Source organism: Ochrobactrum sp. S1502_03, assembly GCF_044435015.1.
GTDB classification, from domain to species: Bacteria; Pseudomonadota; Alphaproteobacteria; order Rhizobiales; family Rhizobiaceae; genus Brucella; species Brucella chromiisoli.
Genome location: NZ_JAYEXN010000056.1, coordinates 1 through 13,202, shown reverse-complemented (window position 1 = coordinate 13,202; position 13,202 = coordinate 1). Strand labels below are relative to the sequence as shown.

Genomic DNA, 13,202 nt, shown 5'->3' with positions numbered 1-13,202 from the left:
TGCTCCCATCGCTCATAGCGGGGGAGTAGGTTCACATGGCTCAATTCTCGATGGAAATTAGTCGCCCAACCGGCTCAGTTCCGCGTGAAAACCAACACTGATGGCTCACTTGTCTCTGTCACCTATGACCGTGAGCAAAAGATTGTTGGCTTTGCAAAACATGAGATTACAGGTGGCTTTGTTGAAAGCATTGCTGTCGTTCCTGGCGTCGAAGATGGCTTTGACGATGTTTATCTCTGCGTGCGCCGGACGATAAACGGCCAGTTAAAGCGTTATATCGAAGTGCTTGAGCGCCCGTTTGATGGCGATATTGACAGCATCAACGATGCCTTCCACGTCGATTGCGGGCTGAAATATAGCGGCTCGCCAATTCAGACAGTGACTGGCCTTGGCCATTTGGAAGGGCAAACAGTTATCGCACTTGCTGACGGGAACGTTGTGCGCGGTGTCTCAACCGAGGGCGGGGAAATAACACCTCTTGTTGTGACAGGCGGTAAAGTTGTTCTACCTTATGCAGCATCAAATATCGCGATTGGCCTTGCGTATAAGAGCCGCGCTGTCACGTTGCCAGTATCAGGGCCACAGCAAGACGGAACACTATTGGGCCGCAAGAAGACAATTCAAGGTGCCATGCTTGACGTGCTTTATTCAGGCGCAGCAAAGGTAAGTATGGCTGGCTCAAAGGACTGGACGCCGCGTATTCATGAGCAGCTTCTCAAAACGGGTGGCGGTCTATTCGGTAACCCAATCGAACTGCGCACAGGTATTATCCCATGTGACATTGAAGGCTCGTGGGGAGATGAGGCCCAAATCGTCATGGAGACAGACGAGCCTTTGCCGCTTCTTGTCCGCGCCCTTGTAATGCAACTCGACAGTGAGCCGTAAGGAGAAAGACCATTTGTATTGATCCAGTCTCACTAGCAATTATTGGTGGCGTGGCATCTGGTGCTGGACAGATTTACAGCGCTCAGGCTCAATCCGCGTCATATAAGGCTCAGGCCGCGTATGCTGATCGTCAGGCCGAAATGACGGCCCAGAAGGGCAACTACGACGCCAATCAGCAAGCACGACAGAATGACCGCCAGCTTGCCAGTATGCGCGGGCAGTATCTTTCGAGCGGCATTGCTCTGACAGGTTCAGCCACAGACGTTCTACAAGACAGCGCTACACAAGCCAGCCTTGACGAGCAGGCTATTCGATATGGCGCGCAAGTCACCAGTGACAACTATCGCTTTCAGGCTGGCTTGGCTCGCTCGAATGCCCGTTCGGCTCAAATGGGCGGGTATCTCGGAGCGCTATCGACCGGCATAAATACGCTGTCTGGTATCAATACACTAAACCAGCAGCGCACTATGATTACGAATCCTTATGTCAACGCCGGGGTGTCTCGTGACCCTTGGAATGGCTTGCGCTGATAGGATAATAATTTATGGCAGTCATCAATCCTATTCAGGCGCAGCGTTCAATAGACGTTGGCGGTATCCCCGACACGCGTATCGACAACAGTGTGGGACAAGGTATTTCGCAGCTTGGCGGGGCTATTGGCAACGCTGCTGAACAGCAGAACGCTTTGGCAAACCGTCGCCTTGAAATGCAGCGGCAGGCGGATGAGTTCGCAGCCAATCAATCATTCCAGCGCTGGCAGGATGATAACACGCTGGAATTTGGACAGACACAGCAGAAGATTGACCCATCCGGCAAGGGCTTTACCGATACTGTTTCGAGCATTTACACGAAACGATCTGAGGAATTTCTAAAGACTGTTCCTGCTGCGTTGCAGCCTCGCTTTCAAGAGCTTGTTGCAACTGCTCGTAACCAGTGGATTGATAAAGGCGCAGCTACTGAGATTGATCAGCGCAATACTTGGTATCGTACAGGCATCACGGAACGTCAGCAGACCTTGCAAAATCAGGTCTTCAATGATCCCGCGATGTTTGATGCTGCCAAGCAAGACGCATACCGCACGATCGATGCTTCCGGCTTGCCTCCTTCGGAAAAGGAAGAGCTTCGCAAGAAGACCGAAGAAATGTTTGCTCTCACCATTGGTGAGCGTGAAATCCGCGATGCAGAAGCAAATCCTGTATCAGCTGGCAGTGCGGCAGAACGCCTTGGTGTGACTGGCGCAGTAACAACTTCGCGCGGTGGCGATGCAATGTCGCTGCTCCGTAAGTTCGAGGGGTTCCGAGAAACACCATATTGGGACGTAAACGCTCACCGCGTTGGCTACGGTTCCGATACAATCACCACAGCAGATGGCCGCAAGTTGAAGGTCGAGCAGGGCATGAAGGTGAGCCGTGCGGACGCTGAGCGTGATCTGGCGCGACGTACCAAAGAATTTGAGCAAGGAGCCGCCGCCAAGGTCGGCGTCGAGAATTGGAACAATCTTGCCCCGAATGTGCAGGCCGCACTTGTTTCCGTGGCTTATAATTACGGGTCGCTTCCATCAAATGTTGTCGATGCGGTTCGATCTGGCGATGTTTCGCGTATTGCGGCATCGGTTGAGTTTCGGGGTAGTGACAACGGCGGAGTGAATCGCAAGCGCCGTATGGAAGAAGCAAATATCATTCGCGGTGCCGCTCATATTACAGGTAACGCACCAGCTTTTGACCCTTCGTCCATGGATCCGCGTTATGCCAACTTGACGCTTTCGCAGCGCCTTTCGCTCTACGACCAAATGCAAGCCGCAGCACAGCGTGGGCAGACAGCTATCGAAGCGCAACAGACCGCAGCCTACAATTCACAGAAAGGTGCATTGCAGCTTGGCATCCAGACCGGCGAGATTTCCAGCCCTGAACAAATTATGTCGAGCGGCATGAATGACAGCGACAAAGCAACGCTGATTTCTGCTCTGCGTTCGCGTCAGGGCGATCAGATTGCGGTAGGCGAAGCTGTTGCAGCATTCCAGAATGGATCGCTAACGGTCGACCCATATTCGAGCGATGGCCGCAAGCGTGTCGATGCTGTTGGTGATGTGATTGCGAAATCGGTACCGGCAGAGCAGCAGCAGGCCGCGAATGAGGAACTGGTGCGCCAGTCCGGAACGTTGCCGCAGTCAGTGCTCAACAGCATCCGTGCTGGCGCTGATAGTCAGGTAGCAGCAGAAGTGCAGGCCGCGATGCAGGCAGCTTCACGCTTTGCTCAAATCAATCCGTCTGCTCTTGGTCGCCGCGAGGGTGGCGATGCTATCCAGCGTAAGGTTGATGATTTCGATTACTACGTGAACACTCTCAATCTCGATCCATCAGATGCTGCACGCCGTATCGCGGAGCAAAACGACCCGAACAAGGTTCGCGACCGTAAGGCACTGGAACCAGCCGCTAAGGAGTTCCGCAAGCAGCTTGAAGGCACTGATATCGGTTCAATGTTTGATGATAGCTTTTTGGGTTGGCGCTCAAACCCGAATGTTGGTTTCACCGAAGGGCAGGCAGCAGGCATTGCAGCGGATTATCTCGCGATAGCAGAAGAACAGTTCTATCTCACGAGCGGCAATTCCGATCTGGCAAAGTCTCGTGCAGAGCAGGAAATGAAGCGCCTTTATGGTGTTTCAGAAATCGGCGGCTCGAAAACCATTATGAAATACCCGCCTGAAAAGTATTGGCCGGGGATGCCTGGTGAAAGTGATCCATATGCTTATGCGAAGGATCAGCTCATCAATGACCTAGCTCAAGCTTTCCCAGATGACCCTATTTTGAACCCGAAAAAAACAGGAAAAGGATTCGTCGGCACTGTAAATGGACGTTCTGTAGATATTCGTGACGAAAGCGGATTACCAGACTATCGCAAAATGGTCCGCGATACAGCTTTGAGCCGCATTGTGTTGGTTGCCACTCCTGAGACAGGCGCAGAAGCCAAATCTAACCAGCTTCCCGGATACACTGTCTTGTATAAGGATGAGAATGGCAATTTGCAGACACTGTATGGCAAGCAGTGGCGACCGGACCCGCAAGCCGTTGTGAATGGATCGCGTCATCAACAGCAGGACAGGCTTGGCCGCGCTGAGATTTATCAGCAGACCGGCCAAGGCGTTGCGGATTTCCTCGTAGGTGGTGAGATACCAATGGGCGCAGGGAGTGCATGGGATAACCCAGAGGCACAACAGACTATACCTGTTCCCACGCAGGCACCATCAGCGCCTATATCAACAACTCCCAGCCCAACTATTCAAGGCAACTTGCAGGATCAGCGCTCGCAGTTGTTCCAGAACGCGCAGCAAAGTGGCTTGCTCACGCCGGGGGGAATGTAATGCCGTTCTATGAACCTACCGTTCGAGTGAAAGAGCTGACGAACATTGCTCCTGTTGAGCAGCCAGACGATCCAAGTCTCGGCGAGACATGGGGTGCAGCTTTCCGCACTGAAAACATTGTTGGCTCCTATCTGTCATCGCGCGGCGTTCAGAACCCTTACGAAGTAGAACAGGGGTTCAACTCAATCGACTATGTGAAAGACGATCCAGACTTTGCGCAGCATGTCGAGCGTTTCGGCGGGGTGTTCAATCGTAAGGCAGCTGATGCGCTCAAGGTGCAGATCAAACGCGAGGAAGAAGACCGGCGCACTCTGGATGCGGCGGGGATCAATGGCACAATAGCCTCACTCGCGGCTGGCGTGTTTGACCTTCCTACCGTCTTCTCTGTTGGTGGCGGCATAGCAGGTGCAGGAAGAACCGCGCTCGGTACTGCTATTCGCACCAGTGCGGGGGCAGGTATTGACGCAGTTGTTTCTGAAACAGGTTTGCAACTAACACAGCAGACCAGAACGGGCGAAGAAACGGCTTTTAATGTCGGCGGTTCTATTCTTCTCGGTGGCGCACTAGGCACGCTGGCAGGCCGCTATCTGTCGAGCGTAGAAGCTTCCGCGCTCACTCGGAAGATTGAGGAACAGGGCCGGGGATTCGATGAAGCCGACGCCGCAGTTTTCGGCACCAGTGGTGGCGCTCAGTCCGCAGGCGCGGCAGCTGTAGCCAAAGGACCGACGCAAATTAAGGACGAGGCACTTATCAACAAGCTTTGGGGCATCCGTTCACAGGACCCTCTAATTCGTTCACAGCTCTCGGACTTTGATGAAACACGGAACACAGTTCGCCAATTGGCGGAAACTCCCCTGGAATATGCCGAAAATGCGCAGGGCGTAGCTACAGAGATTGGCGGCTCAGTCGAAACCCGCATGAAGATGTGGCAGGCACCGCTCGCGGATAGCTTGCAGCAGATCGATACAGCTTATGCGAAATACTTCCATAACACGCCAGAGCCGACAGGCTGGCAGCGTCGACTTGCTCCGATGCGTTCCGAAATGCAGCGCATCACTGGTGGCGACAAACTGACGTTCAAACAGTTCAAGGAAGAAGTGGGGCGGGCAGCTTTCAGCGGCGATACACATGCGATTCCAGAAGTGGCAGAAGCTGCCAAGGTATATCGCCAGATCGATGATGCGATGAAGCGTGCAGCCATAGAAGCAAGGCTTTTGCCAGAAGATATAGCAGTTGAGGCCGATATTTCTCACCTGTTTCGCATGTATAATAAGGATAAGATCGCCGCGTATCGCTCAGACTTTGGCCGAATCCTGCACGACTATTTCATAACTAAGCGCGATGCAGCGGCCAAGATCGGTGATGCTGAATATGTTGCGCGACAGGCAGATGCAAAGGCTAGCGCCGCAGCGCAGAAGGCAGAAGAATTTTCGCGCCTCTCCGATCAGGAAGTAAGCGAACTGGTCGAGGAAACGATTGATACGATCCTCGGCAATGCTGATGGGCGCATTCCATATGACAGCATTGTTTCCGGCCCACGCGGGCCGTTAAAAGAGCGTCTTCTCCGCATTGAGAGCAAGAAAATTCAGGAGTTTCTCAATACCGATATCGAGGAAGTTCTACACGCTCAGACGCGCACAATGTCCGCCGATGTGGAGCTTGCCAAGAAATTCGGCTCTGTCGATATGTCGGAGCAAATTGCAAAGATCAACGATGAAGCTACCCGCAAGATTGCTGCCGTTGATCGCATGACTGACAAAGACGGCAAGGCGGCATCAGTTGAAGCCAAGGCAAAGGAACGTGCACGTTTGGATCGTGCTCGCAAGGGTGCAGTTCGTGATATTGAGGCAATGCGCGACAGATTGCGCGGGCAGTATGCTTTGCCGTTGAATCCTGATGGCATCGTTCTCAGGGCTGGGCGTGTAGCGCGTAATCTCAATTATCTGCGATTGCTCGGCGGCATGACGCTTTCAGCGTTCCCTGATATGGCGGGTATCCTTCTTAAGCATGGGCTTACGTCAACCTTCCGAGACGGCTTTGCGCCTCTCGTATCAAACATGAAGGCTGTAAGGTTGGCCGGGGCTGAGGTGAAAGCCGCAGGCACTGCGCTTGATATGATCCTCGATAGCCGTGCCATGTCTCTTGCTGAGATTGGCGACGACTTCGGGCGTGGTAGCAAATTCGAGCGCGCCATAAAATCAGCGGGATCCCGCTTTGGCGTCGTCTCTCTTATGGCCCCTTGGAATGCTTCAATGAAGCAATTCAGCGGAATGGTTGTTATGACAAACCTTTTGCGTGCGGCGGAGAAAGTTTCAAAGGGCGGCGCAAGCCCAAAGGAAATTCGAAAGCTTGCCGCAGCTGGCATCGATGCAAATATGGCTGAACGCATCACTCAACAGTTTGCGAAACACGGCGAGACACAAAGCGGCGTCTTGCTGGCAAAAGCTGGGGCTTGGGATGACCGACTTGCACGCGAGGCTTTCCGATCAGCCGTTGTACGTGATGTTGACCGCATCATCGTAACGCCTGGACAGGATAAACCGCTCTGGATGAGTACCGAACTCGGAAAGACAGTGGGGCAGTTCAAAAGCTTTCAGATTTCCGCAATGCAGCGGATTGCTCTCGCTGGGCTACAGCAGAGAGACTCTGAAACGCTATCAGGTGTCATGGTCGCGCTAGGGCTTGGTGCCTTCGCTTATGCTGCAAAGCAGATCACAGCAGGTCGTGAAGTTTCGGATAAGCCTTCTGTTTGGGCGATAGAAGCGATTGATAAATCTGGTTTAACTGGCTGGCTGATGGAAGCGAATGGCATAATGGAGAAAGCTACTCGTGGCAGGGTGGGGGCATCAGCTTTCACTGGCGAACAAGTATCGAGGTTCGCAAGCCGAAATGTTGTTGGTGCATTCCTTGGTCCCACGCCGGGGGCTGTATCTGATATTTTCCAAACAAGCGGATCAGTTTTTGCGGGCGATACGACAAAATCAGACTTGAGGAAAATGCGGCAATTACTGCCCTTTCAGAATATTTTCTATATTCGTTGGCTTCTTGATAAGGTAGAATCTGCAACAGGCGATGCGATGAATTTACCAGAGACAAGGAAAGACTGAGTACTAATGCAATTCCTTTTAGTCATCGGAGCCGTCGCCGGTTTCATTTTCGCGTGGACAGGGTTCGATCAGGCCAAGGGCTGGAAGGTGTTAACTGGCGGAGTAATTGCTCTCGCCTTGTTCGCCACCTCATGCTCAATAAGTCCGAAAAATCGCTTCTCTGGCGAATGCAGGGATTACGGGCGTTTCGCCTCTGACTGCTAACTGATCCCCACAATCTGAATATCCGGCCTCGCTCACGCGGGGCCTTTTTCATTTCAAGCCGTCCTTTCGTAGGGCGGCTTTTTTCATGGAGCCTTAAATGGGTGTACCTGTCCCTGACCAACTGGAATACATCTCTGACGCCGATGGAGTAACGAAAGACTTTCCTTATCCAACGCGCTTTTTGGAGAAAGGTGAAGTTATCGTTGCGCTTCGCGATGTTGACGGCGTGGACACCCCGCAGGTGTTGAATACGCATTATACGATTGCTGGTAGCTCTTGGCCGACTGGCGGCACAATCAGCTTCGTCACCGCTCCACAAGCTCCTTACAAGGTCGTGCGCTATCGCATGACGCAGGCCAAACAAACTGTTGTTCTTAATAATCTGACACGCAATGATGCGCCAAGTGTAGAGCTTCAGCTTGATCGCCTTGCTATGGCGATTCAGGACAGAGACAGTCGAATCTCTTTCATTGGGGATGGCCTTTTAAGAGAACGCCTTGAACGCATAGCCGCTGACCTCCTTGAAAGAACGCAGCGTATTGCCGCTGACAACATTGAACGTGCCGCGCGTATCGCTGGAGATCAGCATCTACAGGCGCAAATTGATCTTATCGTGCAGCGATTGAACTCTTTCGATGCTTTGGTTGCCAGAGCAGAGGCGGCGGCGGACAGCGCCGAGAACTCAGCACTTGTTGCACAGGATTTGGTCGAAGCTGCCGTTTCAGGATCAATCGGATTTCAGCCGGGGTTAGCATACGATTTCGGGTGGACAAATGACACATCGACTTACTTCGACCGGGACTTTGGGAGCATCTCATGAACGAAAGCGATGTTGATGCCGGACCAGTTAATGATGACGATGAGGCTTTTGACTTTGGATTGATTGAAATGCCGATGGACTACTTTGCTAACGATTTCGGAGATTTAGAATAATGGCAAAAGCAACAGTATTGCGCTTGCGGCGAGGAACTTCAGCCGACCATACCACGTTCATCGGCGCACAAAGTGAAGTGACACATAACACCACAACAGGCCGGCTACACCTACATGACGGCACAATTGCAGGCGGTATCCCTCTTGCTCGGCTTGACGAAATTCCTTCCGGCGGCGGCACAGTAACGTCAGTTGGGCTGACAGTACCAACTGGATTAACTGTTGCGAATTCACCGGTCACAGTTTCTGGAACGATCGCGGTCACATACGCGTCGGGGTATCAGGGATTTACAGCAACAGAAGCCACTAAACTCGCTGGAATCGCAGATGGCGCAACAGCGAATAGTCCCAATGCAACTTTGTTAGCTCGTGCCAATCACACCGGAACGCAAGCAATAAGCACTATTACTAACTTGCAAACGACACTGGATGGTAAAGCAGGAACAGCTACGGCGACAGGCTCAGTCAATGGGTTAATGTCATCGACTGACAAACAGAAGTTGGACAGCATAACTGTCTCAGACCTAATGCTGCTAGGCGGTACGCTGGACTACGGAACCATCGTTTAACTCAAACCCAAAACATTGATTCGCAGCCGCCCTCTGGGCGGATTTTTTTTGCCCGAAAGGAACTCACATGAGCACAGAAGTACGTTGGCGCCGTGGAACGGCAGCGCAGCACACAACTTTCACTGGTGCGATGAGTGAAATCACACATGACACGACGAACAACAATATTCGTGTACACGATGGGTTCACCGAAGGTGGCCACGCAACCCTGATGGAGCGTGAGAAGGGCGTAGCGGGTGGACTTGCTACCCTTGACGACACTGGTAACGTACCTGTTGAACAGTTGGGCAATGCATCGCAGCCGCATGACTTCCCCACCCGCGCTGACTTACAAGGCTCAAGCGTCCGCGACGATATTTTGTTCGTCCGAACCGCTGGCTACTACGCAGTTGGTGATGGTGGCGGGGCGCTCTATAAGCGCTCTGTTTCAGAACCCGCCCACGCTGGCAAAGTGCAGTCTGCTGATGGGGCGTGGTGGGAACTTGCGGAGGCCGCCCCTCTTATTACGATGTTTGGTGCTATAGCAGATGGTGTAACCAATGTATCATCTAAAATTCAGGACGCCCTAGATTACGTCAAGATAGTCGGCGGAGAACATGGTGGGTCTATGGGTATTCCCAATAATGGGAGACAATACGTCACCACGCAACAACTCGATATGCCAACAGGTTGCCGTATTGAACTGTATGGTATTGGCTACCCAGAGGTCAAATTCAACCCCACTGCTGCGGGCGTGAATGCCGACTTTATGCACTTAGGCGCGACAGTGCATAGCATGAGCCTTACGGTAATACGAGATATTTTCATCACAGGTAACAACACCAATGGTCGTAATTGCTTCTACGGTGAGTTACTTTCTAATCTTAAACTCTACAATGTGTTCATGTATAACTTTAAGGGGTACTGTGTCGATCTTGTAGACTGCTGGTGCTTCTCCATGGAGGGTGGGCAGTGCATTGGCAATGCTGCCGAAACATCCTTGGGTGGGATACGCGTGACGCGAGGTACTGGTAATCAAGGGCAAATCAAACATGTTCGCATGAACGATTTCAAACATGCCAACGCTGCTGCGCTGTTTATTTTAGGTGACGATACGAACACACATCATGGGTTCTTAATTGAAAATAATGCCTTTGAGTTTAACAAGTGCGCTATCTACTGCACAACAGGTAAAGCACTCACCTTCGACACCAACTACTTTGAGTTCAACGAAACGAACATCCAAGCTATAGGCACGGGCGGTACTATCGAGGGGCTTTCTTTCATTAACAATGTTGTATTTGAGGGCGGCGTTAACCTTATAAACTGCCGGGGTTTGAAGGTAGACGGCAATTCCTTTAGGTGGAATGCAGCATTCTACATTGAAGACGTATCTGGCTCCTATTCTATAGGTATAAACACATTTGAGAATGTTCAACCGATCTTCTCGACAGGTACACCGAGAAAGAACTATGAGGCTCAGGGTGCATGGATTTCTTACGCTGCAACTTGGCAGTCAATCGCGCCTAATCCTGTATTGAATAACGGAACATTAGTTTCCAAATTTAAGCGATCTGGAAACACTGTTGATGTAGCTATTATGCTGACAATGGGGGCGGCTACAACATACGGTGACTACCATTACAGGTTTACGTTACCATTTGCTGCCGCTGCGGGTGCCGCATTTGTAGGGAGGGCTGGTTATAACGATGTGAGCGCAGATAAGACGGTGTTCGATATGACGCCGATTATTGAGCCGAATGGCCTTGTCGTCTTCTTGCGAAACAATAGCGGCAACGGACTTGTGGGGAAAGACAGCCCCATCACGTGGGCAGCGGGCGATAAGATATTCCTGAACATCACCTATGAATGCGTTACAGAATAAGCATCCGCACTTATGAATGTGTAAACTAGCCGCAAATGGCAACAACTATGCGTCACTCCGTAATGACACAGGTGGCGTTGTAAGTCCTACGTCACCTTTTGCCTTCGCAGCCGGCGATAAAATTTATGCCAGTTTCACTTACGAGTGTGATTAGTATTATTGTAAGCATACTACCACAACATCGTCATGCAGCTCTATAGCCCAATCATTTTGAGGGTCAACATTATTACAGGAGCCATCGGGTCTACTAACCTCAATAAATCTTCCAGTGAGTACATGAAAGATTTTCGAGCGGCTCCACTCTGCCCCAAATGCGGACAGCCGCCAATCCGACATCATTCGATTAGGAAAGTTGATCTGTACCACTGATAGCTTAGTGTCTCTGCCTACCTCAACCACCTTGGCGATGTCTCGGCTTATCATTTCGACTGCCAGTTTGTCTCTTTCATCCTGCCCGCGCATGAAGGTATGGAATTGGACTTGGTTGAAAATAGAAATGGCGATAAACCCAATAATAATGAAAAGATAGGCTTCACTATATTTCCCACCCAATATTTTTTGAAATATCAATGGAAGACTAGCAAAGAAAAAAACGGATGCAGTCATCATTCTTGCACCGATCCAAACAGTATCCCCCATAAGACTTAACGGGCAAGCAATTATTAAGACTGCTAATACATATGAAACAAAAGATACAATTGACACATAAGATGGGCTTGTACACGCTTTGTAAATTAATAATAATGCAGATGAAGATAATATTATTAAGTAAAATAATATTTCATTTGCACTTGTGTAATACTCAATGCCACTAGTTAGAATTTCTGGTATCTTATTTAAATAATCAATTAGGTTTCCACTGACGTTTGAAAAATTGACACCTCTTCCGTCTGTTGGGCCAATAAAGTGTTTAACGATAAGGAACAAGATTATAGATAGGAAAAATGAAGGTACTATTATGAGAATACGTTTCCAAGGGAGCGTATCTTTCCCCGCAAACGAGGCAGTGATTGCTGCGCTAGACGCAGCAAAGAGGGCAATCAAAGCCTCAACCTGATAACTCATCAGACAGAAGGTCAATGCTAGTGTGGAAACTATGATTCCCACTATAGGCTCATGCTTTCTTGCAGAATACAGCGCAATGGCTACTGATGCAAAAGCTATGGCATATGCACTGAACACCATGCTAAATATGTATAAATCTGAAAAATAGCCATTTGTAATAACAAGCAATGTAAATATAGGTATATATTTATCATCAAAATCAGAGAATCTGCAAAACTCAACACACGCCCATACGATAGAAATAGAAAATAATACTGACCAAATATATATCAGTGAGTAGTAATTTATACTGTTTTGAAAAAGAATCCACGCTAAAGCTGCGTTTAAATACCTGTAATTAGATAATTGTCCGATCCAGTGCCAAGGTGAACCTACCATATCAGCATACAGAGTAGCTGTATTGTCATGCCCTAAAAAATCCAAATATAGCAATGGCAACAGAAGCGCTGCTAGGCAAGAAACTATATAATACCTATTATTAATGAGATTTAGTTTCATGTGTCGTTTTCTCTAATATAAAGCGGGGGCGTTTTTTTACTTCTAGGTATATTTTACCTATGTATTCGCCGATGATACCTAAGCTTAAAAGCTGTATGCCACCTAAAAAGAGGATAGGGAGTACAGTCGATGCCCAACCGGGTGCAGCGTGACCAAAATAAAACACTTTTACAAAGATCACCCAGAAGGCTGCAACGAACGCTGCAGCGCTGACACCGAGCCCTAAAACAGTAACCAGTCTCAACGGCGTTACCGAAAAGGATGTTATACCATTGATCGCAAGGCCGAGCATTTTACGAATTGTGTATTTCGTCTCACCGTATTCTCGATTCTGTCGCTCGTAATAGATTATTGATGTAGGGAACCCTATAGTTGGAATAATGCCGCGTAGAAATAGATTGACCTCGCCGTGTGCGAGCAATGCGTTCAACGATCTCCGTGACATAAGACGAAAGTCCGCATGGTCTTCTATGATATTAACCCCCAAAGCTTTCATCAGTTTGTAATAACCGATTGCGGTGCCTTTTTTGAATTTCTTATCATTGCCACGTGAGGAACGAACACCTAGCGCCATATCCGATCCTGTTTGGTAGGATTTCATCATATCAATGATGGCGTTAAGATCATCTTGCAAGTCTGCATCAATCGTGAGTACGGCATTTGCATCGGAGCATGTAAGACCTGCAAGCATAGCATTTTGATGACCGTAGTTTCGGCTG

Annotated in this window: 9 protein-coding genes; 7 read left to right on the top strand and 2 right to left on the bottom strand. The window is 49.9% G+C overall.

Features of this window, described 5'->3' with window-relative positions; translation table 11 throughout:
- The first annotated feature begins 84 nt into the window (after positions 1-84).
- From VBH83_RS18615 to VBH83_RS18585, 7 genes are all read left to right on the top strand, one after another.
- The gene (locus VBH83_RS18615) at positions 85-885 is read left to right on the top strand and encodes a hypothetical protein (RefSeq protein ID WP_396999003.1); all 801 of its coding nucleotides are present in this window, start codon (positions 85-87) and stop codon (positions 883-885) included.
- Between the two features lie 140 nt (positions 886-1,025).
- Positions 1,026-1,415, top strand: coding sequence for a hypothetical protein (locus VBH83_RS18610; RefSeq protein WP_396999002.1), 390 nt, complete (start codon positions 1,026-1,028; stop codon positions 1,413-1,415).
- Between the two features lie 14 nt (positions 1,416-1,429).
- Positions 1,430-4,243: a lysozyme gene (locus VBH83_RS18605; RefSeq protein ID WP_396999001.1), complete on the top strand. Its 2,814-nt coding sequence runs from the start codon at positions 1,430-1,432 to the stop codon at positions 4,241-4,243.
- Positions 4,243-7,350: a hypothetical protein gene (locus VBH83_RS18600; RefSeq protein WP_396999000.1), complete on the top strand. Its 3,108-nt coding sequence runs from the start codon at positions 4,243-4,245 to the stop codon at positions 7,348-7,350. Before VBH83_RS18605 ends, VBH83_RS18600 begins: the two co-directional genes overlap by 1 nt.
- Positions 7,351-7,651: 301 nt before the next feature.
- The gene (locus VBH83_RS18595; protein WP_396998999.1) at positions 7,652-8,374 is read left to right on the top strand and encodes a hypothetical protein; all 723 of its coding nucleotides are present in this window, start codon (positions 7,652-7,654) and stop codon (positions 8,372-8,374) included.
- A gap of 112 nt (positions 8,375-8,486) precedes the next feature.
- A complete protein-coding gene (locus tag VBH83_RS18590) occupies positions 8,487-9,056 on the top strand; it encodes a hypothetical protein (protein ID WP_396998998.1) in 570 nt (189 codons plus the stop codon).
- A 67-nt stretch (positions 9,057-9,123) separates the two neighbouring features.
- Positions 9,124-10,920 carry a hypothetical protein gene (locus VBH83_RS18585; RefSeq protein WP_396998997.1) on the top strand — a complete coding sequence of 599 codons (1,797 nt, stop codon included), beginning with the start codon at positions 9,124-9,126 and terminating at the stop codon, positions 10,918-10,920.
- A gap of 156 nt (positions 10,921-11,076) precedes the next feature.
- Here VBH83_RS18585 and VBH83_RS18580 read toward each other — a convergent pair whose 3' ends face one another.
- The gene (locus tag VBH83_RS18580) at positions 11,077-12,483 is read right to left on the bottom strand and encodes a glucosyltransferase domain-containing protein (RefSeq protein WP_396998996.1); all 1,407 of its coding nucleotides are present in this window, start codon (positions 12,481-12,483) and stop codon (positions 11,077-11,079) included.
- A partial coding sequence (locus VBH83_RS18575; protein WP_396998995.1) for a glycosyltransferase occupies positions 12,464-13,202 on the bottom strand: 739 nt, incomplete at its 5' end. The genes VBH83_RS18575 and VBH83_RS18580, both read right to left, overlap by 20 nt.

Excerpts from the sequence above, each read along its gene's own strand:
- VBH83_RS18595 (WP_396998999.1), top strand. The coding sequence starts at position 7,652 with ATGGGTGTACCTGTCCCTGACCAACTGGAATACATCTCTGACGCCGAT.
- VBH83_RS18605 (WP_396999001.1), top strand. The coding sequence starts at position 1,430 with ATGGCAGTCATCAATCCTATTCAGGCGCAGCGTTCAATAGACGTTGGC.
- VBH83_RS18585 (WP_396998997.1), top strand. The coding sequence starts at position 9,124 with ATGAGCACAGAAGTACGTTGGCGCCGTGGAACGGCAGCGCAGCACACA.
- VBH83_RS18610 (WP_396999002.1), top strand. The coding sequence starts at position 1,026 with ATGACGGCCCAGAAGGGCAACTACGACGCCAATCAGCAAGCACGACAG.
- VBH83_RS18590 (WP_396998998.1), top strand. The coding sequence starts at position 8,487 with ATGGCAAAAGCAACAGTATTGCGCTTGCGGCGAGGAACTTCAGCCGAC.
- VBH83_RS18580 (WP_396998996.1), bottom strand. The coding sequence starts at position 12,483 with ATGAAACTAAATCTCATTAATAATAGGTATTATATAGTTTCTTGCCTA.
- VBH83_RS18600 (WP_396999000.1), top strand. The coding sequence starts at position 4,243 with ATGCCGTTCTATGAACCTACCGTTCGAGTGAAAGAGCTGACGAACATT.